A 26,662-nucleotide genomic window follows, 5' to 3' on the forward strand; every position below is an offset into this window, starting at 1 on the left:
CGCGCGGAGGGCTCGGGGGTGTTCAGTACGTGACCGTGATGCGCCGGGCCGGTCCGTCCACGCGCACGGTGCCCCCGTATGGGATCACCAGCTGCGGATCGGTGTGCCCGAAGTCCACGTCGAAGACGATCATGGTGTCGGGGGCGTAGTCCCGCATGGCGCGCAGGACGGCCTCACGCTGGTCCGAGGCGTAACGGGCGGCCTCTTCGGGAGTGTTGGGGCGGGTGAAGAACCAGGTCTTCGGGCGCCCCATCAGCAGCGCCGGGAAGCGCTGGAGCAGTCCGCGCTCGCCCATGTTCCGCAGGGTGTAGTAGACCTCCGTGGCGCTGGGCATGTCCTCCGAGGTTTCCAGGAGCAGCACACCCCCCTCGTACTCGGACAGGTCGCGTGCGATCTCCCGGTCGGCCATCAGCAGCCAGGCGACGATCTCCAGGCAGCCGCCCCAGGTACGGCCCTCGACCACCCGGTCGGGGTTCACCCAGGTCCAGCCGGTCCCGGGCCGGGTCTCCGGCTCCGCCTCGAAGGTCGCCGGGTCGGCCCAGTCCCGGTCGATGTCACGCCACCGCTCGGCGGGCCGCAGCTCGTACGGGCCGGAGGTGAACAGGGCCGCGCGCAGGGACTCGGCGGTCTGCGGGTGCATGGCCCCGGGGCGGCCCAGCTCGCCCATGACACTGCCGCCGTGGAAGGCGACGATGCCGCTGTTGCGCAGGAACGCGAGCAGGTTGGTGTTGTCGCTCATCCCGAAGAACGGCTTCGGGTTCGCGCGGATCAACTCACGGTCCAGGTACGGCAGCACGGTGATCTGGTCGTCCCCGCCGATGGACGCGATGACCGCCTTGATGGCCGGGTCGGCGAAGGCGGCGTGGATGTCGGCGGCCCGTTCCTGGGGCGTCGAGCCCATCCTGCGGGTCGCCGGGTACTCGACCGGCTCCAGCTCGTACTCCTTGCGCAGCCGCTCCAGGCCCAGTTCGTAGGGGAGCGGTAAGAGTTCCGGCAGGCCTCCGGAGGCCGAGATCACGGCGATGCGGTCCCCGGGGGACGGCTTGGGCGGGTACAGGAGGCTCGTCATGCCCGGAGGTTACGACCCGGCAGGCGGTCGGCGCACCGTGATAAACCGGCTGTGAGCAGCGGTCCGCGACGGGCCGCCCGACCCTGACCGGACCGGAGGAACCGTGCCCCGCACCCTGGCCAACGCCCCGATCATGATCCTCAACGGCCCCAATCTGAACCTGCTCGGCCAGCGCCAGCCGGAGATCTACGGCTCCGACACTCTCGCCGACGTCGAGGCCCTGTGCGCCAAGGCGGCGGCCGCGCACGGCGGCACGGTCGACTTCCGCCAGTCCAACCACGAGGGCGAGCTGGTCGACTGGATCCACGAGGCGCGTCTGAACCACTGCGGCATCGTGATCAACCCGGGCGCCTACTCGCACACCTCCGTCGCCCTCCTCGATGCCCTCAACACCTGCGACGGCATGCCGGTGGTGGAGGTCCACATCTCCAACATCCACCAGCGTGAGGCGTTCCGGCACCACTCCTACGTCTCGCTGCGCGCCGACGGCGTCATCGCGGGCTGCGGGGTGCAGGGGTACGTGTTCGGCGTCGAGCGGGTCGCGGCGCTGGCGGGGGCGGGGCAGGCGGACACCTGAGCCGCCGCACGTAAGCCCCGCGGACCATGGCGGTCGCCCCTTACAGCCGCCCCTTACCGCCGTCCCTTGCAGACGCCTCTTACAAGCGCCCCGCCTCCACGATCCGCCGCAGGAAGCGCCGTGTGCGCTCCTGCCGCGGCTCCCCGAAGACCTGCTCCGCGGTACCGCGTTCCAGCACCACGCCGCCCTCCAGGAAGCACACCTGGTCGGCGACCTCCCGCGCGAAGCCCATCTCGTGCGTGGCCAGCACCATGGTCATGCCCTCGTCCTTGAGGTCGCGCACGACTGTGAGGACCTCGCCCACCAGCTCGGGATCGAGGGCGGCCGTGATCTCGTCGAGCAGCAGCAGCCGGGGGCGCACGGCCAGGGCGCGGACGATCGCCACGCGCTGCTGCTGGCCGCCGCTCAACCGGTCCGGGTACTCGCCCGCCCTGCCGCCGAGCCCGAGCCGCTCCAGCAGTTCACGCGCGCGTGCCTCGGCCTCGGCCCGGGGCACGCCGTGCACCCGGCGCGGAGCGAGCGTGATGTTCTCCAGGACGGTCATGTGCGGAAACAGGTTGTACGCCTGGAAGACCACGCCGATCCGCCGGCGCACGGCGTCCTGGTCGGCGCGCGGGTCGGTGATCTCCTCGCCGTCCAGCCAGATCGCCCCGTCGTCGATCTCCTCCAGCAGGTTCGCGCACCGCAGCAGCGTGGACTTGCCGGAGCCGGAGGCGCCGATCAGCGCGGTGACCGTGTGCGGGGCGACCTCCAGATCGACGTCCCGCAGGACGACCGAGCCGCCGAAGCTCTTGCGGACGGACTCCATCCGCAGCACGGGCGTCTCGCTCATGTAACTCCTCCCTGGGCCCGCCGCCGGTCCATGCGTGCCGTCACCCAGTCCGTGAAACGGGTCATGGGGATGGTCAGCGCGACGAAGACCAGACCCGCGACGATGTACGGCGTGTAGTTGAGGCTGCGGCCGACGATGATGTCGGCGGCCCGTACGGCGTCCACCGCACCCCCGATCGAGACGAGCCCGGTGTCCTTCTGCAGCGACACCAGGTCGTTCAGCAGCGGCGGCACCTGGCGGCGCACCGCCTGGGGCAGCACCACGTACCGCAGCGCCTGCCGGTTGCTGAGCCCGAGCGACCGGGCCGCGGCGCGCTGCGAGGGATGCACGGACTCGATGCCGGCGCGGAACACCTCGGCGACGTACGCCGAGTAGGTCAGGGTCAGCGCGGTGCCGCCGAGGAGCACCGGATCGACGGTCACTCCCTGGAGCCGCAGCGCCGGGACGCCGAGGACGACGATCATCAGGTTGATGATGAGCGGCAGCCCCCGGAAGAAGTCCGTGTACGCGGCGGCCAGGACGCGCAGCGGGAAGAACACGGGACCGCGCAGCGTCCGGGCGACGGCGATCAGCATGCCGAGGACGAGGACCGCGGCTCCGCAGACCAGCAGCAGCCGGACGTTCAGCCACAGCCCTTCGAGCACCTTGGGGAACGCCTCGCGCGCGTACCCCCAGTCGAAGAAGGTCTCCTTGGTGCGCGGCCAGCCCGGGGCGTTGACGACGACCAGGTAGAGGACGGCTCCGGTGACGAGTGTGGACAGCGCGCCGATCGCGGTGGCGCGCCGGGCGCGGGCGCGCCGGTAGCGCTCACGGTCCAGGCGCCGCTGGGACGGGACGTAGTCGTCGGGCTCGCCCGAGCTCTCGGCGAGTTGCCCCTTGTCCAGCGTCACTTGAGCACCGGAGCGTCGACGGCGTCGGACAGCCACTGCTGTTCGATCTTCTGCAGCGTGCCGTCGTCGCGCAGCGCGTCCACGGCCCGCGAGACGCAGGAGGTGAGCGCGCTGCCCTTGTCGAGCACGAGCCCGAACTGCTCCGGCGTGCCGCCCTGGTTCTCGAACTGACCGACGATCACCGCGTCGGTGATCTCGGCCCCGGTGATGTAGAAGGCGGTGGGCAGGTCGACGACGATCGCGTCGACCTGGCCGTTCTTCAGGGCGGACTTGGCCTGGTCGTTCTTGGCGTACACGGCGGCCTTCCGCGTGGGCCGCACCACGTCGTCGATGTAGTCGAGGCTGGTGGTGCCCACCTGGGCGCCGAGCTTCACGCCCTTCAGGTCGGCGATGCTCTTCGCCTTCGCGGCCCTGGAGCCCTTCAGCGCGACGACGGCCTGCCGCACGTCGTAGTAGCCGGAGGAGAAGTCGACGGCCTTCTTCCGCTCCTCGCTGATGGACACCTGGTTGATGTCGAAGTCGAACGTCTTCTCGCCCGGCGCGAAGGCCTTGTTGAAGGGGACGGTCTGCCAGACGACCTTTTCCTTGCCGTACCCGAGCTCCTCGGCGACGGCGTACGCGACCGCCGACTCGAAGCCCTTCCCGTTCGCGGGGTCGTCGTCCTGGAACCAGGGCTCGTAGGCGGGTTCGTCGGTGGCGACCGTGAGCCTGCCCGGGGTCTCGGTGGCCAACTTGCCCCGGGCGCAGGTGTTTCCGGCCGATGCCGAGGGCTTGTCCGAGGACGCCTCGGGCTGCGGGGCACAGCTCACGGCGGTGGCGAGGAGGGCGACGGCGGCGGCAGCGCGGCGCAGGGCACGCGGAGCAGGATGCATGGCGGGAGACTGGCAGCCGACGCTCCCGTTTGTCGAGGTCACGGCAACAGATGTCCGGATGATGGGAACGGGTGTTGCGGTCATGTGAACGGGCCCCGTGTGCCCGCGAGTTCGGCGGACGCCGGGGCCGCCGGCCGAGGGCGGGGATCGACAGGCCGGCGGCCCATCCGCCCAGGAGCCGTCATCCTGCGCGGGGCTCCTACCAGTTGACTGCGCAACTACGCGCAAGGGGAGCGTATGTACGACGCCGACGTGTGCGAATGATTCACACGGGGCGCGTGCGCGGCCTACCGCTCCCCACGCGTGCGCCCCGCGCAGTGGTTCACCACCCGCGCGCGTGCCACTCCGGCAGCTGCGGTCGTTCCGCGCCCAGGGTCGTGTCGTTGCCGTGTCCCGGATAGACCCAGGTCTCGTCCGGGAGGACGTCGAAGATCTTCGTTTCGACGTCGTGGAGGAGACTGGCGAACGCCTTCGGATCCTTGTGGGTGTTGCCCACACCGCCGGGGAAGAGACAGTCCCCGGTGAACACATGGGGATGCCCGTGCGGGTCGTCGTAGACGAGGGCGATCGAGCCGGGCGTGTGCCCGACCAGGTGGCGCGCGGTGAGGTCCACGTGCCCGACCCGGATGGTGTCGCCGTCGTCGACCAGCACATCGGTCCGGACGGGGATGCCCTCGGCGTCCTCCCGGCCCGCGTAGGTGCGGGCGCCGGTGGCCGCCACGACCTCGGCGAGCGCCTGCCAGTGGTCGCCGTGCCGGTGGGTCGTGACGACCGACGCGATGCCGTCGTCACCGATCATGCCGAGCAGCGTGGCCGCCTCGTTCGCGGCGTCGATCAGCAACTGCTCGTCGGTGGCGCGGCAGCGCAGCAGATAGGCGTTGTTGTTCATCGGACCCACCGCGATCTTGGTGATCATCAGGTCCTTGAGCTCGTGCACGTCGGCAGGTCCGCCGACCGTCACCTGTCCGCTGTACGTCATGTCCGCCAGCCTATAGCGGGGGAGCGGCCCGGGTCCTACAGCGGGGGCAGCGCCGGGAGCGGGCCGCCGGCCACGGTCAGAGCGGCTCCGGTGCGCCGGCCCGCGAGCCAGCCCAGCAGGTCCGCCGGGTGGCCGGTGACGGTCACCTCGGGCCCGTCGTCCGCCTCCCGCCCCGTGCTCCACGCGCGCGTGCCGTCCGTGAGGCGCGTGGACGGCACGTCGGGGTGCCCGGAGAACCGGTCGGCGAGGAAGGCGATCTCCCGCTCCGTGAACTCCGCCGGGAGGTCCTCCAGCTCGTACCCCATGCCCAGGTCCACGTGGTGCAGCTCCACCTCCACCCACCGCCGGAACGGCACCCGGGCCGCGGAGTCCGTGACGCCGCCCCGCAGCTCCACCGTGCGCGACCAGTCCGCCGGGGCGTCCCCGGCCTCCTGGAAGCGGGCCGCGCTCTCCCGAAGGTCGGCGAGGTGGACATCGAGCGCGCGCGGGGCGTCCCGCTCGATGTCGGCGTCGCGGGCCTCGCCGGAGACGTACATGGGGCGGCCCTCCAGGACGTTCACGAGGGCGTCCGCGTTGCGGGCGAGGTGGGCCAGGACGTGGCCGCGGCTCCAGCCGGGCAGCCGTGACGGCTCCGTCACAGCCGCGTTGTCCAGTTTGCCGACTGCGGTCAGCAGCCGCTCCGTCGCGTCACGTACAGACGCCAGGTCATGAGCGTGATCAATCATGATGCTGACCCTAGCTCCGCCACACCTTCGGGTGAAGGTGGTGAAGGAGTGCCGTAAATCGAAAGCACGTGCTATATGGTCGGACGTGGCGTCGGGCATGCTGGAGAGCCGGGGTTTGTTGGCAACCCGTGAATCCGACCGGCGTTGTCAGTGGCTCCCCCTAGTCTGAGAAGGACGGGGGCCCCGCCCCTGTCTCTTCTCTCAAGAAAGGTGCGGACCGGCGTGGCCGACCGTCTCATCGTTCGTGGAGCGCGCGAGCACAACCTCAAGAACGTCTCGCTCGACCTCCCGCGCGACTCGCTCATCGTCTTCACGGGCCTGTCGGGGTCGGGCAAGTCCTCGCTGGCCTTCGACACCATCTTCGCCGAGGGGCAGCGGCGCTACGTGGAGTCGCTCTCCTCGTACGCCCGGCAGTTCCTCGGGCAGATGGACAAGCCGGACGTCGACTTCATCGAGGGCCTCTCCCCGGCGGTCTCCATCGACCAGAAGTCGACCTCGCGCAACCCGCGCTCCACGGTCGGCACCATCACCGAGGTCTACGACTACCTGCGCCTGCTCTTCGCCCGCATCGGCAAGCCGCACTGCCCCGAGTGCCGCCGCCCGATCTCCCGCCAGTCGCCGCAGGCCATCGTCGACCGTGTCCTGGAGCTGCCCGAGGGCAGCCGCTTCCAGGTGCTGTCGCCGCTGGTGCGCGAGCGCAAGGGCGAGTTCGTCGACCTCTTCGCCGACCTCCAGACCAAGGGCTACTCCCGCGCGCGCGTGGACGGCGAGACGATCCAGCTGTCCAACCCGCCGACGCTGAAGAAGCAGGAGAAGCACACCATCGAGGTGGTCGTCGACCGCCTCACGGTCAAGGACGGCGCCAAGCGTCGCCTCACCGACTCCGTGGAGACCGCCCTCGGCCTCTCCGGCGGCATGGTCGTGCTCGACTTCGTCGACCTCCCCGAGGACGACCCCGAGCGCGAGCGCATGTTCTCGGAGCACCTGTACTGCCCGTACGACGACCTGTCCTTCGAGGAGCTGGAGCCCCGCTCCTTCTCCTTCAACTCGCCCTTCGGCGCCTGCCCGGACTGCACCGGCATCGGCACGCGCATGGAGGTCGACCCGGAGCTGATCGTCCCGGACGAGGAGAAGAGCCTCGACGAGGGCGCCATCCACCCCTGGTCGCACGGCCACACCAAGGACTACTTCGGCCGCCTCATCGGCGCCCTCGCCGACGCGCTGGGCTTCCGTACGGACATCCCCTTCGCCGGCCTGCCGCAGCGCGCCAAGAAGGCGCTGCTGCACGGCCACAAGACCCAGGTCGAGGTCCGCTACCGCAACCGCTACGGCCGTGAGCGCCGGTACACCACGGCCTTCGAGGGCGCCGTCCCCTTCGTCAAGCGCCGGCACAGCGAGGCCGAGTCCGACGCCAGCCGCGAGCGCTTCGAGGGCTACATGCGCGAGGTGCCCTGCCCCACCTGTGAGGGCACGCGCCTGAAGCCGGTCGTCCTCGCGGTCACGATCATGGGCAAGTCCATCGCCGAGGTCTCCGCGATGTCCATCAGCGACTGCGCGGACTTCCTGGGCGAGCTGAAGCTCACCGCCCGCGACAAGAAGATCGCCGAGCGCGTGCTGAAGGAGGTCAACGAACGGCTGCGGTTCCTGGTCGACGTCGGCCTGGACTACCTCTCGCTCAACCGCGCGGCCGGCACGCTCTCCGGCGGCGAGGCCCAGCGCATCCGCCTGGCCACGCAGATCGGCTCCGGCCTCGTCGGCGTCCTGTACGTCCTGGACGAGCCGTCCATCGGCCTGCACCAGCGGGACAACCACCGGCTGATCGAGACCCTGGTCCGGCTGCGCGACATGGGCAACACGCTCATCGTCGTCGAGCACGACGAGGACACCATCAAGACCGCCGACTGGGTCGTCGACATCGGCCCCGGCGCCGGTGAGCACGGCGGCAAGGTCGTGCACAGCGGCTCCCTGAAGGAACTCCTCGCCAACGAGGAGTCCCAGACCGGCCAGTACCTGTCCGGCAAGAAGGCCATCCCGCTGCCCGACATCCGGCGTCCGCTGGACCCGTCCCGGCAGCTCACGGTGCACGGCGCCCGGGAGAACAACCTCCAGGACATCGACGTCTCCTTCCCGCTGGGCGTGTTCACCGCCGTCACCGGCGTCTCCGGCTCCGGCAAGTCGACGCTGGTCAACGACATCCTGTACACGCACCTGGCCCGCGAGCTGAACGGCGCGAGGAACGTGCCCGGGCGGCACACGCGCGTGGACGGCGACGACCTCGTCGACAAGGTCGTGCACGTGGACCAGTCGCCCATCGGCCGCACGCCCCGCTCCAACCCGGCCACGTACACCGGCGTCTTCGACCACATCCGCAAGCTGTTCGCCGAGACCACCGAGGCGAAGGTCCGCGGCTACCAGCCCGGCCGCTTCTCCTTCAACGTCAAGGGCGGCCGCTGCGAGAACTGCGCGGGCGACGGCACCATCAAGATCGAGATGAACTTCCTCCCGGACGTCTACGTCCCGTGCGAGGTCTGCCACGGCGCCCGGTACAACCGGGAGACCCTGGAGGTCCACTACAAGGGCAAGTCCATCGCCGACGTCCTGAACATGCCGATCGAGGAGGCCACCGAGTTCTTCGAGGCCGTTCCCGCGATCGCCCGGCACATGAAGACCCTGAAGGACGTCGGCCTCGGCTACGTCCGCCTGGGCCAGGCCGCGACCACCCTGTCCGGCGGCGAGGCGCAGCGCGTGAAGCTCGCCAGCGAACTGCAGAAGCGCTCCACCGGCCGCACGGTCTACGTCCTGGACGAGCCGACCACCGGTCTGCACTTCGAGGACATCAGCAAGCTGCTGAAGGTCCTGTCCGGCCTGGTCGACAAGGGCAACACGGTCATCGTCATCGAGCACAACCTCGACGTGATCAAGACCGCCGACTGGATCGTCGACATGGGCCCCGAGGGCGGAGCCGGCGGCGGCCTGGTCGTCGCCGAGGGCACGCCCGAGCAGGTCGCCGGGGTCCCCGCCAGCCACACCGGCAAGTTCCTCCGGGAGATCCTCGGCGCCGACCGCATCAGCGACGCCTCCTCGGTGAAGGCACCGCGCAGGACGGCGAAGAAGACGGTCCCCGCGCAGGCCACCAGGACGGGGAGGACCGCCACCAAGACGGTCGACAGCACCACCGCCAGGAAGACAGCCACCAAGACCACGAAGGCCGCCGCGAAGAAGACCACGCGGACGACCAAGGGCTGACGCCTCTCGCCGAACGCGCCGCGCCCCCACAGGGCTCCCTGTGGGGGCGCGGCGCGTCGCTACGCGGTCAGGCGCCCTTCGGCTCCACGAACTGCATGTCGAGCTGGATCTTCACCACGTCTCCGAGCAGTCCGGGGGCGAAGTCCAGCCCGAAGTCGCTGCGCCGGATCTCGCCCGTCGCCTCGAACCCGGCGTGCCGGCTGCCGTCCATGGGCACGTCGACCAGCCCGCCGAACTCCACGGCGAGCGTCACGGGGCGGGTCACGTCGCCGATCGTCAGCTCGCCCTCCATGGTCCAGTCCTCGCCCTGGCCCGACACCCGCGTCGAGCGGTACGTCATCGTCGGGCGCTTGTCGACGTCGAGCAGGTCGGCGGCGCGCACGTGCGCGTCCCGGTCGGCGTTGCCGGTGTTCACCGAGGCCAGGTCCACCGTCGCGGAGACCCGCACGTCCTCGAGCCGCTCCCCGACGAACAGCCCGGCCTCCAGGCGCTCGAACCGCCCCCGCACCTTGGCGATGCCCAGGTGACGGATGGTGAAGTTCACGGAGGAGTGGAACGGGTCGAGGGACCAGTGGCCCGGAGCGAGCGGCAGGGGAGTGGTGGCGGTGGCGGTGTCATTCGTCATGCCCTCCACCCTGAGGGCCGCGCGGCCCGGGAGGGAGACCGGCCGGAGCCTGGTAGTGACGGGGCCACCCTCCGCGCCCGCGGGCGCTGTACGTTCGGCGGGTGAGCGACAACGAGTTGGGCACGTACCTGCGCACCTGGCGCGAAGCCGTCACCCCCGCGGAGGCCGGCCTTCCTGCGGGCCCGCGACGGCGCACACCTGGCCTGCGGCGCGCCGAGCTGGCCACGCTGGCCGGCATCAGCGTCGAGTACCTCACCCGGCTGGAACAGGGCCGCGACCGCAACCCGTCCGCCCAGGTGCTCGGCGCCCTCGCCGACGCCCTGAACCTGTCCCTGGCCGACCGGATGCTGCTCCGCCGTCTGACCAAGGAGGGGGACGGCGGTGACCCGCTGGTCTGCGCGGCGGCCCCGACGCTCAGCCGCACGGCGCGCCCGACCGTACGGGCCGTCCTCGACCACCTGGAACCGGCCCCCGCCGTGGTGGTCAACTGGATCGGCGACGTCCTCGCCCACACCGCCGGGTACGCGCGGCTGGTCGGCCCCATCGGTCTGTTCGACGACGAGCGGCCCAACCTGCTCCGGCACCTGTTCACCGACGAGCGGGCACGCAGTGCCTACCGCGACTGGGACCGGGTGGCCGACGACCTCGTCGCCCGGCTCCGGCACGGCGTCCCTCTCCGCGACCCGCACCTCGCCGAGCTGGCCGAGGAGCTGACGGTGACGGCCGGGGCGGACTTCGCCGACCGGTTCGCCGACCTCACCACGACACCGCGGCGCACCGGCTCCCAGCACCTCGATCACCCGGAGGCCGGCTCGCTGCGACTGCTGCACGAGACGCTGGCGCTCTCCGACGTGGGCCAGCGCCTCATCGTCCATCTGCCCGCGGACCAGGCCACGGCCGCCGCGCTGGACCGCCTCAACGGGCGCCGTCCCGGCGCGCTGCGAGCGGTGGGGGAGACCGGCTGAGGTACCTCGGCACCACGGACCGCTGGAAACCCGGTCCCGTCAGAGCCCGGCTCGTGCGCGCCCGTCAGCCGTCCAGCTCGTGCGCGTACGGCGGCTCGGCTCCCGCGCGCGAGCACGTGACGGCTGCCGCACGGGCCGCGAAGCCCAGCAACTCCGTCCAGCCGTCCGGCCCCAGCGCGGCCAGCGCCCGCCCGCTGAGCGCGTCGCGCACCGCGAGCCCGTGCAGCAGGGCCGCGTTGACCGTGTCGCCCGCGCCGATCGTGTCCACGACGTCCACCCGCTCGCCCGGCACGGCGTACGTGCCGCCGTCGGCGGTGTAGGCGGTCAGCCCGTCGCCGCCCCGGGTGATCACGACCGCCGCCGGTCCGGCCGCCAGCCACTCCTGGGGCGTGCCGCCGAGCCACCGGGCGTCCTCCTCGGACAGCTTCAGCAGCGTCACCGATGGCAGCCAGCTCTTGAACCGCGCCCGGTAGGCGTCCGCGTCCGGGATCAGCCCGGCCCTGATGTTCGGGTCCAGCGCGGAGAACACGCCCCGCGCGGACGCCGAGCGCATCAGCTCCTCATACGCGCTCGCTCCCGGCTCCAGCACCAGCGAGCACGTGCCGAAGGAGACCGCGCGGGTGCCGGAGGGCAGCGCGGACGGCGCCTGGAACAGCCGGTCCGCCGTCCCGTCGACGTAGAAGGAGTACGCGGCCGAGCCGTCCTCGTCGACCGTGGCGACGGCGAGCGTCGTCGGCTCGGTGCCGCGCTGTACGGACGCCACGTCCACGCCGGTCTCCCGCAGCCGGTCGAGCAGGGCCTCCCCGAAGGCGTCGTACGACACCCGTGAGCAGAAGGCGGCGGGGGAGCCGAGGCGGCCCAGCGCCACCGCCGTGTTGTAGGGGCCGCCGCCGAGCGCCGGCTGCAGGGCCGACAGGGCGCCGGCGCCCTGCGGTACCAGGTCGATCAGTGCCTCACCGGCGACGACGATCACGACGGGGTTCCTCTCTCGGACGGGTCGGGGCAGCCGCACGACGTGCGGTGGACGAAGGCGCAGGGCAACCGCACGGTCCGGGCGGGCCGGTCCGGCTCGGCGAGACGCTCCAGGAGCACCTGTACGGCCCGGGCACCGATGTCCTTGCTGGGCTGGGCGATCGCGGTGAGCCGGGGCGAGAACAGGTCCGCCCAGGCGAAGTCGTCGAAGCTGCACAGCGCGAGGTCGCCCGGCACGGACAGGCCCCGGTCGCGCAGGGCACGCAGCGCCCCGATGGTCATGGCGTTGTTGCCGGTGACGAGTGCGGTGGGCGGCACGGCGAGGGACAGCAGGGCCGCGGTGGCCGCTTCGCCACCGGCCGACTCCGAGTCGCCGTGCACCAGGAGCCGCTCGTCGTACGGCAGGCCCGCGAAGGCGAGGCCGCTGCGGTAGCCCATGATCCGCTCGCTCGTGGTGCTGAGCCCCGGCAACCCCGCCACCAGCCCGATCCGCCGATGGCCGAGCCCGGCGAGATGGGTGACCAGCCGGGACGTCGGTGCGGCGTTGTCGGAGCAGACCTGGTCGAAGCGCGGACCGCCGTCCGCCCCCGGCGCGTCCACCAGCCGGTCCAGGAACACGGCCGGTACGGCGTGCCGCCTCAGGTACGCGAGCAGCCCCCGGGGGTCCGCGGAGGGCGCGACGATCATGCCGTCCACCCGGCGCTCGTGCAGCAGCTGCACGACCTTGCGCTCGTGCTCGGGGTCGTCGTGCGGATCGGCGATGAGCAGGCTGTATCCGGCCTCCAGCGCCGCGGCCTCGACACCCTGGAGGATCTCCGTGAAGTACGGGTTGCTGATCGCCGACACCGCCAGTCCGATGGACCGGGTGCGGGACGTCACCAGGGAGCGGGCCAGCGTGTTCGTGGTGTAGCCGAGCTCCTCCACGGCGTCCAGGACCGCCTGGCGGGTGTGCGGCAGCACCGGCCGGGTGCCGTTCAGCACGTGCGAGACGGTCGCCACGGAGACACCGGCGCTCCGTGCGACGTCGGCCATGGTCGGCATGCCGCTCCCTCCTCCGCTGCGCGCCCAGGTCGGGAACGTATCGCATCCCGGGCCGGACGTAAACGCTTGCGCAAGCGTTTACGTCCTGCGGCGACGCAGGGCGCGTCCGGCGCCGACGCCCGGTCCCCTGCGCCCGCCCGACCCCTACTCCCAGTCCCAGCCGATCCCCAGGAACCCGGCCCGCACCCGCGGCTCCACCAGATGCACCGACCGGTGCCGCCCGCTCATCGCGAGCTCCTGGCAGCCGCTCCGGGGCGCGGCCACCGAGTGCTGGGCGAACCGGTGGCAGCGCACGGGGAGGGCCGCCGCGTCGAAGCACACCTGGAGCGCGTACTGGCCGCCGGCGGAGTCGAAGCCGCGGACGTACTCGCGTGAGACGCCCGCCGTGCCGTCCTCGACGCCGTACCGGAAGAGGAACGTGTCCCCGGCCCGCAGCCGCGTGTCGAAGAGCAGCTCGGCCGCGAGCACCCCTGTGTCGCTGTGCCAACGGACGCGTCCGACACGGCAGTTCTCCAGGGCGTGCACCGCCATGCGCTCCGGCACGGCGCCCCGGTCACCGTGGTGGACGGCCACGAAACGGTCGACCCCGTCCCGGTGGGCGCGCACGATGTGGTGCGCCTCCCGCTCGGCCAGCTCGCGCCGCGCCCCGATGCGGAGCCGCTCGTGGTGCGCGAGGGTGTGCAGGCCCCCGTCCGGCGGGCAGCCCAGCTCGGCCAGCAGCTGGTCCAGGACCCCGGAGGCCTCGACCAGGGAGCGGTAGGACCGGGACCCGGACCGCTGCCCGCCGGACAGACTGTCGCCGGACTCGGCGAGCAGCCGGATCAGCGACTCCTCGGGCAGCTCCAGGATCTCCTCCAGGGCGCGCACGGCCCGCAGCGACTCGGGCCGCTGCGGGCGCCTGGCCCCCTGCTGCCAGTAACTCAGACTGGTGACGCCGACCTTCACGCCATGGCGGGACAGATGGTGCTGCACGCGCTGCAGCGGCAGCCCGCGGGCGGCGATCGCGGCCCGCAGGGCGACGTGGAAGGGGCCGCCTCGCAGGGCCGAGTCCAGTTCCGCGGTGGCGACGTCCGCGTGCTGTGGGGCGTGCGGCATGCAGGGGCCTCTCTGTGAGTCGGCGACGGCTGGTCAGACCGTTCGCGCGGGGCGCCCGGGGCCGTCCCGTCGGCGCAGGGGAGGTCTTCACATCCGTACGCCGTCGTTCAGGGTCCCGAGCTCCTCCGCATTGAAGCGTGTTGACCTGGTCCCGACAACACCTGATGCCGGACAGTGATGTACTCCGGGCCGGGGCGCCCAGGGCATGCGAACGCCCGGGGCGCGCGCCCCGGGCGTTCGCAGCCGATAGTGAGCTTCTACGAGCGCTCGCTCGAGCCCTCCTCGAGGGCCAGGCGCTTGGCCCGCACTATGTCGGGGTCGCGCGGGTCCAGGACGTCGCGCAGCCCGAACGCCTCGTCCGCGTACCGGCGGGCCCGGACCGTCCGCCGGGTTTTCTCGATCCGCATCCGCTTCATCTGCGCAGCCCTCCGACCCGTGGCCCGCCCGCTCCGCAGCCGGAGCGGCCGGTCCGCACTGACAACCTGTGTCTGCACGACACGGCCTCCGTCCGCCGGACGTCGCCGTGTCCCCCGTGGGAAGCCTGCATTCCCGCTCCCGGCCCGCCGTAACCCCGGCGCGGGACATGCCGTTGGAAACTGCCTCCCGCCGAGCCGTTGATCGTGCCCGCGCTCCCGCCGGACTGTCGGTGCTCGCCAGTAGGGTGTGAGACATGGCCGACCCCTCCAGCTACCGCCCCAAGCCGGGTGAGATCCCCGACTCGCCGGGGGTCTACAGGTTCCGTGACGAGCACCGCCGGGTGATCTACGTCGGAAAGGCGAAGAGCCTGCGCCAGCGCCTGGCGAACTACTTCCAGGACCTGGCGGGCCTGCACCCGCGCACCCGCTCCATGGTCACCACGGCCGCGTCCGTGGAGTGGACGGTGGTGTCCACGGAGGTCGAGGCACTCCAGCTGGAGTACTCCTGGATCAAGGAGTACGACCCCCGGTTCAACGTCAAGTACCGCGACGACAAGAGCTACCCGTACCTCGCGGTGACGATGAACGAGGAGTACCCGCGCGTGCAGGTGATGCGCGGTCACAAGAAGAAGGGCGTGCGCTACTTCGGGCCGTACGCGCACGCGTGGGCGATCCGCGACACGGTCGACCTGCTCCTGCGCGTCTTCCCGGTGCGCACGTGCTCGGCGGGCGTGTTCAAGAACGCCGCCCGTACGGGCCGCCCCTGCCTCCTCGGCTACATCGGCAAGTGCTCGGCCCCCTGCGTGGACCGCGTCTCCGCCGAGGAACACCGCGAACTGGCCGACGAGTTCTGCGACTTCATGACCGGCCGCACGAACACGTACATCCGCCGCCTGGAGAAGCAGATGGGCGAGGCGGCCGAGGAGATGGAGTACGAGCGGGCGGCCCGCCTGCGCGACGACATCGAGGCCCTGAAGAAGGCCATGGAGAAGAACGCGGTCGTGCTCGCCGACGCGACCGACGCCGACCTCATCGCGGTCGCCGAGGACGAGTTGGAGGCCGCCGTCCAGATCTTCCACGTGCGCGGCGGCCGCGTCCGCGGCCAGCGCGGCTGGGTCACCGACAAGGTCGAGGAGATCACCACCGGCGCCCTGGTGGAGCACGCCCTGCAGCAGCTGTACGGCGAGGAGACCGGGGACGCCGTCCCCAAGGAGGTCCTCGTCCCCGCCCTGCCCGACCCCGTCGAGCCCGTCCAGGAGTGGCTCGCCGGGCGGCGCGGCTCCGGCGTCTCCCTGCGCATCCCGCAGCGCGGCGACAAGAAGGCCCTCATGGAGACCGTGCAGCGCAACGCCCAGCAGGCGCTCGTGCTGCACAAGACCAAGCGCGCCTCCGACCTCACCACGCGCTCGCGCGCCCTGGAGGAGATCGCCGACGCCCTCGACCTGGACAGCGCCCCGCTGCGGATCGAGTGCTACGACATCTCCCACCTCCAGGGCGACGACGTCGTCGCGTCCATGGTCGTCTTCGAGGACGGCCTGGCCCGCAAGAGCGAGTACCGGCGCTTCCAGATCAAGGGCTTCGCCGGGCAGGACGACGTCCGCTCGATGCACGAGGTGATCACCCGCCGCTTCCGGCGCTACCTCGCCGAGAAGGAGAAGACGGGCGAGTGGACCGACGGGGAGAACGCCGAGGCCCCTGAGATCGACAGGAACGGCGAGATCGTCGGGACCGGCCTCACCGAGGACGACGGCCGCCCCAAGAAGTTCGCCTACCCACCCCAGCTCGTGGTCGTCGACGGCGGCGCCCCGCAGGTCGCGGCCGCCCGGCGGGCCCTGGACGAACTGGGCATCGACGACATCGCCGTGTGCGGCCTGGCCAAGCGCCTGGAGGAGGTCTGGCTGCCCGGCGACGACGACCCGGTGGTCCTGCCCCGCACCAGCGAGGGCCTGTACCTGCTCCAGCGGGTCCGTGACGAGGCCCACCGCTTCGCGATCACCTACCAGCGCACCAAGCGGTCCAAGCGCTTCCGCTCCAGCCCCCTGGACGACGTCCCCGGCCTCGGGGAGACGCGCAAGCAGGCACTTCTGAAGCACTTCGGTTCGTTGAAGAAACTGCGATCCGCCACCATCGACCAGATCTGCGAGGTCCCGGGCATAGGCCGCAAGACCGCCGAGGCGATCGCGGCGGCCCTCGCCCAGGCGGCCCCGGCCGCACCCGCCGTCAACACGGCGACTGGAGAGATCATGGAGGAGGAACCCGGCACCATGGGTTCCAGTTGGGAGCCCGTGACGATGGGCGCCCCGGACGAACGACGGGGGCAGGAGACATGAATGTGAACGAGCACGACGGGCAACACGAGCAAGCCGGAGACGGAGCACAGGTGAGTACGGGCACGCCCAACGACAAGGCCCCCGTCCCGGAGGCGGCCATCCCCGAGCTGGTGATCATCTCCGGCATGTCCGGGGCCGGCCGCTCGACGGCCGCGAAATGCCTGGAGGACCTCGGCTGGTTCGTCGTCGACAACCTGCCGCCCGCGCTGATCCCCACCATGGTGGAGCTCGGCGCCCGCTCCCAGGGCAACGTGGCCCGGATCGCCGTCGTCGTCGACGTCCGCGGCCGCCGATTTTTCGACAACCTCCGCGAGTCCCTCGCCGACCTGGAGGCGAAGAACGTCACCCGGAGGATCGTCTTCCTGGAGTCCTCCGACGAGGCCCTGGTGCGACGCTTCGAATCGGTGCGCCGCCCGCACCCCCTCCAGGGCGACGGCCGCATCGTCGACGGCATCGACGCCGAGCGCGAGCTGCTGCGCGAGTTGCGCGGCGACGCCGACCTGGTGATCGACACCTCCAGCCTGAACGTGCACGAGCTGCGCGCCAAGATGGACGCCCAGTTCGCGGGCGAGGAGGAGCCGGAGCTGCGGGCCACGGTGATGTCCTTCGGCTACAAGTACGGCCTGCCGGTCGACGCCGACCTCGTCGTCGACTGCCGCTTCCTGCCGAATCCGCACTGGGTCCCGGAGCTGCGCCCGTACACGGGCCTCAACGAGGAGGTGTCGGGTTACGTCTTCAACCAGCCCGGCGCCAAGGAGTTCCTCGACCGCTACACCGAGCTGCTCCAGCTCGTCGCCACCGGCTACCGCCGCGAGGGCAAGCGCTACGTGACCATCGCCGTGGGCTGCACGGGCGGCAAGCACCGCTCGGTCGCCATGTCGGAGAAGCTCGCCGCCCGGCTCGCCGCCGAGGGCGTGGAGACGGTGGTCGTACACCGGGACATGGGACGCGAATGACACGACGTACTCCGCGGCTGAGCCGGCTGCGCCGGGTGGTGCCCGAGGGCAACACCGGCGGAAAGGGCGGCCGGCCCGCCGAGGCCCGGGGCGCGAGGCCGCGCCGCCGGGGCGCCCAGCCCAAGGTCGTCGCCCTCGGCGGCGGCATGGGCCTGTCCGCCTCGCTCGCCGCCCTGCGCCGGATCACCGGCGACCTCACCGCCGTCGTCACCGTGGCCGACGACGGCGGCTCCAGCGGCCGGCTGCGCGACGAGCTGGGCGTGCTGCCGCCCGGCGACCTGCGCAAGGCGCTGGCCGCGCTCTGCGGTGACGACGACTGGGGCCAGACCTGGGCCCGCGTCATCCAGCACCGCTTCCAGTCCAAGGGCGACCTGCACGAGCACGCGGTCGGCAACCTGCTGATCGTCGCCCTGTGGGAGCAGCTCGGCGACCACGTCCAGGCGCTCGACCTGGTCGGGCGGCTGCTGGGCGCCCAGGGACGCGTGCTGCCCATGTCCGCGGTCCCGCTGGAGCTCCAGGCCCTCGTCAAGGGCCACGACCCGGATCGCCCGGACGAGGTCGACACGGTCCGCGGCCAGGCCACGGTCGCCCTCACCCCGGGCGAGGTCCAGTCCGTGCACCTCGTGCCGAACGACCCGCCGGCCGTGCCCGAGGCGGTCGAGGCCGTCCTGGACGCGGACTGGGTGGTGCTCGGCCCCGGCTCCTGGTTCTCCTCGGTCATCCCGCACCTGCTGGTGCCCGAGCTGCTGGACGCGCTCACGCAGACGAAGGCCCGCCGGGTACTCTCCCTGAACCTCGCCCCGCAGCCCGGAGAAACCGAGGGCTTCTCCCCGCAGCGTCATTTGGAGGTTTTGGGACGACACGCCCCTAAACTCGCCCTGGACGTGGTGCTGGCCGACGAGGCCGCCGTGCCCGACCGTGACTCCCTGACCGAGGCCGCCAAGCGGTTCGGGGCCGCGGTCGAGCTGGCGCCGGTGGCCCGGCCCGACGGGACCCCGAGGCACGACCCGGAGCTGTTGGCCGCCGCGTACGACCGTATTTTTCGGATGCATGGAAGGATCGGCCCATGGCGATGACGGCAGCGGTGAAGGACGAGATCTCCCGGCTCCCCGTCACCCGGACCTGCTGCAGAAAGGCGGAGGTCTCCGCCATCCTGCGGTTCGCCGGCGGCCTCCACCTGGTGAGCGGTCGGATCGTGATCGAGGCGGAGCTGGACACCGCGATGGCGGCCCGCCGCCTCAAGCGGGACATCCTGGAGATCTTCGGCCACAGCTCCGAACTGATCGTGATGGCACCGGGCGGGCTGCGCCGCGGCTCGCGCTACGTGGTGCGGGTCGTCGCGGGCGGTGATCAGCTGGCCCGCCAGACCGGCCTGGTCGACGGGCGGGGCCGCCCGATCCGCGGCCTGCCCCCGCAGGTGGTCTCGGGGGCCACCTGCGACGCCGAGGCCGCCTGGCGTGGCGCGTTCCTGGCGCACGGCTCGCTCACCGAGCCCGGCCGCTCCTCCTCCCTGGAGGTGACCTGCCCGGGTCCCGAGGCCGCGCTCGCCCTGGTCGGCGCCGCCCGCCGCCTGTCGATCGCCGCCAAGGCCCGCGAGGTGCGCGGCGTGGACCGGGTCGTCGTCCGTGACGGCGACGCGATCGGCGCCCTGCTCACCCGTCTCGGCGCCCACGAGTCGGTGCTGGCCTGGGAGGAGCGCCGGATGCGCCGCGAGGTGCGGGCCACGGCGAACCGGCTCGCCAACTTCGACGACGCGAACCTGCGCCGCTCGGCCCGCGCGGCCGTCGCCGCGGGCGCCCGGGTGCAGCGCGCCCTGGAGATCCTCGGCGACGACGTCCCCGAGCACCTCGCCGCGGCCGGCCGGCTGCGCATGGAGCACAAGCAGGCCTCCCTGGAGGAGCTGGGCGCGCTCGCCGACCCGCCGCTGACCAAGGACGCCGTCGCCGGCCGCATCCGCCGCCTGCTCGCCATGGCCGACAAGCGCGCCTCCGACCTCGGCATTCCGGGCACGGAGGCGAACCTCACCGAGGAGCTGGCCGACAACCTTGTCGGCTGACCGACAGGTCGTCAGGAAGCCGGTGCCGGAGCCCACTTGGGTGACAGGTACCGGCTTTCGCGTGTCGCTGAGGCACCCTTGACTCGATCATGGACTGTCATGAGCCTGGCATCTGTTCGCTGCTGTGGCGAACCCACGCTAGGGGGGTTCATGAGACGAAGAGCGAGATCGATCCTCGCTGTCGGCGCGCTCCTGATCGGCGGAGCAAGCATCGCACCCATCGCCCAGGCACAACCGGAACGCACACCCCCGTCCGACCCGGACGAAGTCAAGGTCTTCCGCGCCGACGTCACCCAGCGGCAGGTCCCCCTGCTGCTGGCCGCCGGCCAGGACGGCCATGAACTCAGCGAGCGCGTACCCGAGAAGGGCACCGCCACTGTCGAGGTCTACCTCACCGACCGGCAGGCGAAGCAGCTGGAGAAGCAGGGCGTCGACCTCACCGAGCACGACCTCTCCACCCGGGCGGAGGCCCGTGTCGAGAACGCCGCCGAGGGCGTGTTCCGCCCGTACAGCGGCGAGAACGGCCTGAAGCAGGAGATCCTCCGGACGGCCCAGCAGCACCCGGACCTCACCAAGGTCGTCTCCATCGGCAAGACCGTCCGGGGCCAGGACATCCTCGCGCTGAAGCTCACCAAGGGCGCGAAGAAGACGAAGGACGGCTCGAAGCCCTCGGTCCTCTACCTGTCCAACCAGCACGCGCGCGAGTGGATCACGCCGGAGATGACCCGGCGCCTGATGCACCACTACCTGGACAACTACAAGAAGGACCGGCGCGTCAAGAAGATCGTCGATTCCACCGAACTGTGGTTCGTCCTCTCGGCCAACCCCGACGGCTACGACCACACCTTCACCGCCGACACCAACCGCATGTGGCGCAAGAACCTGCGGGACGTCAACGGCGACGGCACCATCACCACCGGCGACGGCGTCGACCTCAACCGCAACTTCGCCTACAAGTGGGGCTACGACAACGAGGGCTCGTCCCCCAACCCCAGCAGCGAGACCTACCGCGGCGCGGGCCCGAACTCCGAGCCGGAGACCCAGGCCCTGGACGCCTTCCAGAAGCGGATCGGCTTCACGTACGGCATCAACTACCACTCCGCCGCCGAGCTGATCCTCTACGGCGTCGGCTGGCAGGTGGCCACGTCCACCCCCGACGACGTCCTGTACAAGGCGCTCGCCGGCACACCCGAGAACCCCGCGATCCCCGGCTACCGCCCGCAGGTCTCCTCCGAGCTGTACACGACCAACGGCGAGGCGGACGGCCACGCGGCGAACGTCAACGGCATGGCGATGTTCACCCCCGAGATGTCGACCTGCCAGGCCGCCTCCAACCTCGACCCGAACGACGAGTGGAAGGCAGCCGACTGCCGGTCGGTCTTCACCTTCCCCGACGACGAGAAGCTGATCCAGCAGGAGTTCGCCAAGAACATCCCGTTCGCGCTCTCCGTCGCCGAATCCGCCGCGCACCCCGACCGGCCGTCCTCGTCGGTCGGACTGAACGCGGCCGACTTCACCCCGGCGGCGTTCCCGACGTCCTACTCGCGCGGCGCCGACCAGGAGGTCTCCGTCGTCGCACGGAAGTCGCTGCGCGACAAGGAGCTGAAGTACCGCGTCAACGGCGGTCGCACCGAGGACATGGCGCTCAAGCCCTGGAAGGGCGGCGAGACCTACGGCGGCGAGGACAACCTCTACTTCGACGAGTACCGGGCGAAGGTCAAGGACGGCGACCCGGGCGACAAGGTCGAGGTGTGGTTCACCGGGGAGACGAGGAACGGCAAGAAGGTCTCCAGCGAGCGCTTCACCTACACCGTCGCCGAACGGCCCCGGGCGAACACCCTCGTCGTCGCCGAGGAGGGCGCGGCCGCCACGCAGGCGCAGAAGTACGTCGACGCGCTCAAGGCCAACGGCCGCAGGGCGACCGTCTGGGATGTCGCCGAGCGGGGCGCGCCCGACGCGCTGGGCGTGTTGAGCCACTTCGACACCGTCGTCCACTACACGGGCGCGGGCGTCCCCGGCAACGCCACCCAGTTGCAACTGCGCGCCTTCCTCAACGAGGGCGGCCGGCTGATCGAGGCCGGCGAGCAGGCCGGCGGCAGCGTCGACCTCGGCGACGGCACCCCGTCCGACGACTTCAGCCAGTACTACCTCGGCGCCTACAGCCGGACCTCGGCGGCCGGGGCCACCGGCTTCACCGGCTCCGGAGAGCTGGGCGGCTTCACGGGACCGCTCGCCGCCGCGCCCGGCAACCCGCTGGACAAGGCCGGCCGGTACGGCGTCACCTCCGACGAACTGCCCGCCGACACATTCCCGCAGTTCGCGAGCGAGGGCGCCGGGCAGTTCGCCGGGGCGGCCAACCCCTTCGGTCCCTACGCGGGCTCCTCGATGGCCGCCGCCGTCCACACCGACGACGCCTACAAGCGCCTCACCCGCACCGTGGACCTCACCGGCGTCACGGCGGCCGACCGGCCCACCCTGCGCAGCCGGCTGATGTGGGACACCGAACCCGGCTACGACAACGTCCTGGTCGAGGCCCACACCGCGGGCGCCGACGACTGGACGACCCTGCCCGAGGCGGGCGGCGCCACCAGGACCACCGTGCCGACGGAGTGCGAGGGCGGCTTCTACATCGGCGAGCACCCCTGGCTGAAGCACTACCTGACCCAGTCGGCCGAGGGCTGCACCGCCACCGGCAGCACCGGATCGTGGAACAGCCTCACCGGCACCTCCGGCGGCTGGCAGCAGGTGGACTTCGACCTGAGCGCCTACGCCGGCCGGACCGTCGAGATCTCGATCAGCTACGTCACCGACCCGGGCACCGGCGGTTACGGCGTCCTGGCCGACGAGACCTCGCTCGTCGTCGGCGGCACGGCGAAGGAGACCGAGGGCTTCGAGACCTCCCTCGGCGCCTGGAAGGTCGCCGGACCGCCCGCGGGCAGCCCGGCCGTCACCAAGGACTGGACCCGCACCGGCGCCCTGCTCGAGACGTACGGCGCGGTCACCACGGACGACACCGTGCTGCTGGGCTTCGGCCTGGAGCACGTCGCCGCGCCCGCCGACCGGGCGGCACTGATGAGGAAGGCGCTCGCCTCCCTGGACGTGTGACCTGACGTGTGACCTGCTCCGAGGGGGGAACCCCCCGGTCAACTGGCACCACTCCGAGTAGCGAAAACGAGTGATCTCGCTCTCGGAGGCGGGCGGTCCGTACCCCTACTGGCCGGTACGGACCGCCCTGCCGTGTATGGGGCATCTGGATGTCACCACCCGGGCCTCAGGGAGGTAGGGTCGGAGTCGGTCGGGGACATCCCAAACAGAGCTCGCCGGCACCTCATGGCCGGCGTACCAACGAGGAGATCGGTTCGTGACGATCCGCGTAGGCATCAACGGCTTCGGCCGCATCGGTCGTAACTACTTCCGCGCGCTGCTGGAGCAGGGTGCAGACATCGAGATCGTGGCTGTCAACGACCTGGGTGACACCGCGACCACCGCTCACCTGCTGAAGTACGACACCATCCTGGGCCGCCTCAAGCAGGAGGTCTCGCACACCGCCGACACGATCACCGTCGACGGCAAGACCATCAAGGTCCTCTCCGAGCGCAACCCCGCCGACATCCCGTGGGGCGAGCTGGGCGTCGACATCGTCATCGAGTCGACCGGCATCTTCACCAAGAAGGAAGACGCCGCGAAGCACCTGGCCGGCGGCGCCAAGAAGGTCCTCATCTCGGCTCCGGCCAAGGACGAGGACATCACCATCGTGATGGGCGTCAACCAGGACAAGTACGACCCGGCGAACCACCACGTCATCTCCAACGCCTCCTGCACCACCAACTGCGTGGCGCCGATGGCCAAGGTCCTCGACGAGAACTTCGGCATCGTCAAGGGCCTGATGACGACGGTGCACGCGTACACGAACGACCAGCGCATCCTGGACTTCCCGCACAAGGACCTGCGCCGCGCCCGTGCCGCCGCCGAGAACATCATCCCGACCACGACCGGTGCCGCCAAGGCCACCGCGCTGGTCCTGCCGCAGCTCAAGGGCAAGCTGGACGGCATCGCGATGCGCGTCCCGGTCCCGACCGGCTCGGTCACCGACCTGGTCGTCGAGCTCGGCCGCGAGGTCACCAAGGAAGAGGTCAACGCCGCCTTCCAGAAGGCCGCCGAGGGCGAGCTCAAGGGCCTCCTCGAGTACACCGAGGACCCGATCGTCTCCTCCGACATCGTCAACGCCCCGGCGTCCTGCACCTTCGACTCCTCCCTGACCATGGTCCAGGAGGGCAAGAACGTGAAGGTCATCGGCTGGTACGACAACGAGTGGGGCTACTCCAACCGCCTCGTCGACCTCACGGTCTTCGTCGGCGACCAGCTCTGATATCCAGAGCAGGCACCTCGATGTGAGAGCAGGGCTCGGGCGGCGCAGGGACGCGCCGCCCGAGCCCTGACGCACGTCCTGATCATGTTGGATCCCGAGCGCTTCCGAGCGATCACGAGCCCTCCCCAGGAGTCCCCTTCATGAAGACGATCGACGAACTTCTCTCCGAAGGCGTCGCCGGCAAGCGGGTCTTCGTCCGCGCCGACCTGAACGTGCCGCTGGACGGCACCACCATCACCGACGACGGCCGCATCCGCGCCGTGCTGCCCACCGTCAAGGCGCTGGCCGAGGCGGGCGCCCGCGTGGTCGTCGCCTCCCACCTGGGCCGCCCCAAGGGTGCTCCGGACCCGGTCTTCTCCCTCGCCCCGGCCGCCGCGCGCCTCGGTGAGCTGCTCGGCGCCGACGTGGCGTTCGCGACCGACACGGTCGGCGAGTCCGCCGAGGCCACCGTCGCCGGCCTCGCCGACGGCAGGGTCGCCGTCATCGAGAACCTCCGCTTCAACGCCGGCGAGACCAGCAAGGACGACGCCGAGCGCGGCGCCTTCGCGGACCGGCTCGCCGCCCTCGCGGACGTCTACGTCGGCGACGGCTTCGGCGCCGTGCACCGCAAGCACGCGTCCGTGTACGACCTCCCGGCGCGGCTGCCGCACTACGCCGGCTACCTGATCGCCAACGAGGTCGGCGTCCTCAGGAAGCTCACCGACGACGTCAAGCGGCCCTACGTCGTCGCTCTCGGCGGCGCCAAGGTCTCCGACAAGCTCGCCGTCATCGACCAGCTGCTCGGCAAGGCCGACCGGATCCTCATCGGCGGCGGCATGGCCTACACCTTCCTCAAGGCCAAGGGCCACGAGGTCGGCAAGTCCCTCCTGCAGGAGGACCAGGTCCCGGCCGTGCAGGAGTACATCGAGCGGGCCGAGAAGACCGGCGTCGAGCTGGTCCTGCCCGTCGACGCCCTGGTCGCGCCCGAGTTCCCGGACCTGAAGACGAAGGCCCCGGCCAACCCGACGACCGTCGCCGCGGACGCCATCCCGGCCGACCAGGAGGGCCTCGACATCGGGCCCGAGACCCGCAAGCTGTACGCGTCCAAGCTCGCCGACGCCGCCACCGTCTTCTGGAACGGTCCCATGGGCGTCTTCGAGCACCCCGACTACGCCGAGGGCACCAAGGCGGTCGCCCAGGCCCTCGTCGACTCCAAGGGCTTCACCGTGGTCGGCGGCGGAGACTCCGCCGCCGCCGTGCGCACCCTGGGCTTCGACGAGACGGCATTCGGCCACATCTCGACCGGTGGCGGCGCCTCCCTCGAATACCTCGAGGGCAAGACGCTCCCCGGCCTCGCCGCACTGGAGGACTGACCCACATGGCTGCATCTAATCTTTCTGGGCGCACGCCGCTGATGGCGGGCAACTGGAAGATGAACCTCAACCACCTCGAGGCCATCGCGCACGTCCAGAAGCTCGCCTTCGCCCTGGCCGACAAGGACTACGAGGCCGTCGAGGTCGCCGTCCTGCCGCCCTTCACCGACCTGCGCTCCGTGCAGACCCTGGTCGACGGCGACAAGCTCAAGATCAAGTACGGCGCCCAGGACATCTCGGCGCACGACGGCGGTGCCTTCACCGGCGAGATCTCCGGCCCGATGCTGGCCAAGCTGAAGTGCACGTACGTCGCCATCGGCCACAGCGAGCGCCGCCAGTACCACGGCGAGACCGACGAACTGGTGAACGCCAAGGTCAAGGCCGCCTACAAGCACGGCCTGACCCCCATCCTGTGCGTCGGCGAGGAGCTGGAGGTCCGCGAGGCGGGCAACCACGTCGCCCACACCCTCGCCCAGGTCGAGGGCGGTCTGAAGGACCTCCCCGCCGAGCAGGCCGAGACCGTCGTGGTCGCCTACGAGCCCGTCTGGGCCATCGGCACCGGCAAGGTCTGCGGCGCCGAGGACGCCCAGGAGGTCTGCGCGGCGATCCGCGGCAAGCTCGCCGAGCTGTACACCCAGGACGTGGCCGACAAGATCCGCATCCAGTACGGCGGCTCCGTGAAGTCCGGCAACGTCGCCGAGATCATGGCCCAGGCCGACATCGACGGCGCCCTGGTCGGCGGCGCCTCCCTGGACGCCGACGAGTTCGTCAAGATCGTGCGCTTCCGCGACCAGTGAGTAGGCCGTAGCGGCGATCCGTCGTACCCTTGCGGGGTCCAGCGCTGTGCTGGGCCCCGCGTCGTCCATCCGCATCCGAGGAAGTTGGTCCAGCCGTGGTTCTGGGGTTCTCCATCGCCCTGATCGTCTTCAGCCTGCTGCTGATGCTGCTGGTGCTGATGCACAAGGGGAAGGGCGGCGGCCTCTCCGACATGTTCGGTGGCGGCATGCAGTCCTCCGTCGGCGGCTCCTCGGTCGCCGAGCGCAACCTCGACCGGATCACCGTCGTGGTCGGTCTGTTGTGGTTCGCGTGCATTGTCGTGCTCGGCATCCTGATGAAGGTGAACAACTGACCGAGCCGCAATCCGCACGGAACTCGTACGTAGGGCCCCATGTTCGGTACGCGCAGCTGAGCGCGGCCTATCATGGGGCTTGCGTCTAGGTGTGAGGGTTGTAACTCCAATCACTGGACGCGCGTTGGGCCTTACGTAGACTGAGGCGCTCGCAGCGAAGCGGAAC

General features: G+C 71.1%; 23 protein-coding genes. 12 read left to right on the forward strand and 11 right to left on the reverse strand.

Annotated elements, in window-relative coordinates:
* Positions 1-22 precede the first annotated feature (22 nt).
* A complete protein-coding gene (locus ACSUPV_RS30935; RefSeq protein ID WP_436948976.1) occupies positions 23-1,069 on the reverse strand; it encodes a S66 family peptidase in 1,047 nt (348 codons plus the stop codon).
* A gap of 103 nt (positions 1,070-1,172) precedes the next feature.
* On the opposite strand from ACSUPV_RS30935, the gene aroQ reads away from it, so the two are divergent.
* Entirely contained in the window at positions 1,173-1,646 is a 474-nt protein-coding gene (aroQ, locus tag ACSUPV_RS30940) for a type II 3-dehydroquinate dehydratase (RefSeq protein ID WP_031121218.1), read from the forward strand.
* Between the two features lie 79 nt (positions 1,647-1,725).
* Here the strand turns inward: aroQ and ACSUPV_RS30945 are convergent, their stop codons facing one another.
* The 5 genes from ACSUPV_RS30945 to ACSUPV_RS30965 form a co-directional block, all read right to left on the reverse strand.
* Positions 1,726-2,478, reverse strand: coding sequence for an amino acid ABC transporter ATP-binding protein (locus tag ACSUPV_RS30945; RefSeq protein ID WP_382615280.1), 753 nt, complete (start codon positions 2,476-2,478; stop codon positions 1,726-1,728).
* A complete protein-coding gene (locus ACSUPV_RS30950) occupies positions 2,475-3,368 on the reverse strand; it encodes an amino acid ABC transporter permease (RefSeq protein ID WP_436948977.1) in 894 nt (297 codons plus the stop codon). Before ACSUPV_RS30950 ends, ACSUPV_RS30945 begins: the two co-directional genes overlap by 4 nt.
* Positions 3,365-4,240, reverse strand: coding sequence for an ABC transporter substrate-binding protein (locus ACSUPV_RS30955; RefSeq protein ID WP_031121216.1), 876 nt, complete (start codon positions 4,238-4,240; stop codon positions 3,365-3,367). The genes ACSUPV_RS30950 and ACSUPV_RS30955 overlap by 4 nt, the downstream gene beginning before the upstream one ends.
* Before the next feature lie 322 nt (positions 4,241-4,562).
* Positions 4,563-5,219 carry an MBL fold metallo-hydrolase gene (locus ACSUPV_RS30960; RefSeq protein WP_031121215.1) on the reverse strand — a complete coding sequence of 219 codons (657 nt, stop codon included), beginning with the start codon at positions 5,217-5,219 and terminating at the stop codon, positions 4,563-4,565.
* 35 nt (positions 5,220-5,254) lie between these two features.
* Positions 5,255-5,944 carry a maleylpyruvate isomerase family mycothiol-dependent enzyme gene (locus ACSUPV_RS30965; RefSeq protein WP_436948978.1) on the reverse strand — a complete coding sequence of 230 codons (690 nt, stop codon included), beginning with the start codon at positions 5,942-5,944 and terminating at the stop codon, positions 5,255-5,257.
* Positions 5,945-6,166: 222 nt separating this feature from the next.
* On the opposite strand from ACSUPV_RS30965, the gene uvrA reads away from it, so the two are divergent.
* Entirely contained in the window at positions 6,167-9,190 is a 3,024-nt protein-coding gene (gene uvrA, locus ACSUPV_RS30970; RefSeq protein WP_436948979.1) for an excinuclease ABC subunit UvrA, read from the forward strand.
* A 67-nt stretch (positions 9,191-9,257) separates the two neighbouring features.
* Here uvrA and ACSUPV_RS30975 read toward each other — a convergent pair whose 3' ends face one another.
* Positions 9,258-9,815 carry a YceI family protein gene (locus tag ACSUPV_RS30975; protein WP_031121212.1) on the reverse strand — a complete coding sequence of 186 codons (558 nt, stop codon included), beginning with the start codon at positions 9,813-9,815 and terminating at the stop codon, positions 9,258-9,260.
* A 101-nt stretch (positions 9,816-9,916) separates the two neighbouring features.
* On the opposite strand from ACSUPV_RS30975, the gene ACSUPV_RS30980 reads away from it, so the two are divergent.
* Positions 9,917-10,780 carry a helix-turn-helix domain-containing protein gene (locus ACSUPV_RS30980; protein WP_359790765.1) on the forward strand — a complete coding sequence of 288 codons (864 nt, stop codon included), beginning with the start codon at positions 9,917-9,919 and terminating at the stop codon, positions 10,778-10,780.
* A gap of 64 nt (positions 10,781-10,844) precedes the next feature.
* On the opposite strand, the gene ACSUPV_RS30985 is transcribed toward ACSUPV_RS30980, so the two are convergent.
* The 4 genes from ACSUPV_RS30985 to ACSUPV_RS31000 all read right to left on the reverse strand — a co-directional run bounded on the left by ACSUPV_RS30985 (position 10,845) and on the right by ACSUPV_RS31000 (position 14,295).
* Positions 10,845-11,753: a carbohydrate kinase family protein gene (locus tag ACSUPV_RS30985; RefSeq protein ID WP_436948980.1), complete on the reverse strand. Its 909-nt coding sequence runs from the start codon at positions 11,751-11,753 to the stop codon at positions 10,845-10,847.
* The gene (locus tag ACSUPV_RS30990) at positions 11,750-12,793 is read right to left on the reverse strand and encodes a LacI family DNA-binding transcriptional regulator (RefSeq protein WP_436948981.1); all 1,044 of its coding nucleotides are present in this window, start codon (positions 12,791-12,793) and stop codon (positions 11,750-11,752) included. The genes ACSUPV_RS30985 and ACSUPV_RS30990 overlap by 4 nt, the downstream gene beginning before the upstream one ends.
* Positions 12,794-12,937: 144 nt before the next feature.
* Positions 12,938-13,888: a hypothetical protein gene (locus tag ACSUPV_RS30995; RefSeq protein WP_031121208.1), complete on the reverse strand. Its 951-nt coding sequence runs from the start codon at positions 13,886-13,888 to the stop codon at positions 12,938-12,940.
* Positions 13,889-14,145: 257 nt separating this feature from the next.
* Positions 14,146-14,295: a hypothetical protein gene (locus tag ACSUPV_RS31000; RefSeq protein WP_359790769.1), complete on the reverse strand. Its 150-nt coding sequence runs from the start codon at positions 14,293-14,295 to the stop codon at positions 14,146-14,148.
* 263 nt (positions 14,296-14,558) lie between these two features.
* Between ACSUPV_RS31000 and uvrC the strand changes: the two genes are divergently transcribed.
* The 9 genes from uvrC (at position 14,559) to secG (ending at position 26,496) form a co-directional block, all read left to right on the forward strand.
* On the forward strand, positions 14,559-16,634 hold the full coding sequence (gene uvrC, locus ACSUPV_RS31005; protein WP_436948982.1) for an excinuclease ABC subunit UvrC: 2,076 nt from the start codon (positions 14,559-14,561) through the stop codon (positions 16,632-16,634).
* The gene (gene rapZ, locus ACSUPV_RS31010; protein WP_037757037.1) at positions 16,631-17,590 is read left to right on the forward strand and encodes an RNase adapter RapZ; all 960 of its coding nucleotides are present in this window, start codon (positions 16,631-16,633) and stop codon (positions 17,588-17,590) included. Before uvrC ends, rapZ begins: the two co-directional genes overlap by 4 nt.
* Positions 17,587-18,666 (forward strand): gluconeogenesis factor YvcK family protein, encoded by a 1,080-nt coding sequence (locus ACSUPV_RS31015; RefSeq protein ID WP_031121204.1) that lies wholly within the window; start codon positions 17,587-17,589, stop codon positions 18,664-18,666. The genes rapZ and ACSUPV_RS31015 overlap by 4 nt, the downstream gene beginning before the upstream one ends.
* Positions 18,657-19,646, forward strand: a complete 990-nt coding sequence (gene whiA, locus ACSUPV_RS31020) for a DNA-binding protein WhiA (protein WP_031121203.1) — start codon at positions 18,657-18,659, stop codon at positions 19,644-19,646. Before ACSUPV_RS31015 ends, whiA begins: the two co-directional genes overlap by 10 nt.
* 150 nt (positions 19,647-19,796) lie before the next feature.
* Positions 19,797-22,751, forward strand: coding sequence for a M14 family zinc carboxypeptidase (locus ACSUPV_RS31025; protein ID WP_436948983.1), 2,955 nt, complete (start codon positions 19,797-19,799; stop codon positions 22,749-22,751).
* Between the two features lie 256 nt (positions 22,752-23,007).
* Positions 23,008-24,015, forward strand: a complete 1,008-nt coding sequence (gene gap, locus ACSUPV_RS31030) for a type I glyceraldehyde-3-phosphate dehydrogenase (protein WP_031121201.1) — start codon at positions 23,008-23,010, stop codon at positions 24,013-24,015.
* A 140-nt stretch (positions 24,016-24,155) separates the two neighbouring features.
* Entirely contained in the window at positions 24,156-25,367 is a 1,212-nt protein-coding gene (locus tag ACSUPV_RS31035; RefSeq protein WP_031121200.1) for a phosphoglycerate kinase, read from the forward strand.
* 41 nt (positions 25,368-25,408) lie between these two features.
* Positions 25,409-26,164 carry a triose-phosphate isomerase gene (gene tpiA, locus ACSUPV_RS31040; RefSeq protein WP_436949960.1) on the forward strand — a complete coding sequence of 252 codons (756 nt, stop codon included), beginning with the start codon at positions 25,409-25,411 and terminating at the stop codon, positions 26,162-26,164.
* 95 nt (positions 26,165-26,259) lie between these two features.
* A complete protein-coding gene (secG, locus tag ACSUPV_RS31045; protein ID WP_031121198.1) occupies positions 26,260-26,496 on the forward strand; it encodes a preprotein translocase subunit SecG in 237 nt (78 codons plus the stop codon).
* Positions 26,497-26,662: the final 166 nt, after the last annotated feature.

Source organism: Streptomyces sp. SudanB52_2052, assembly GCF_964272415.1.
Classification (GTDB): Bacteria; Actinomycetota; Actinomycetes; order Streptomycetales; family Streptomycetaceae; genus Streptomyces; species Streptomyces olindensis.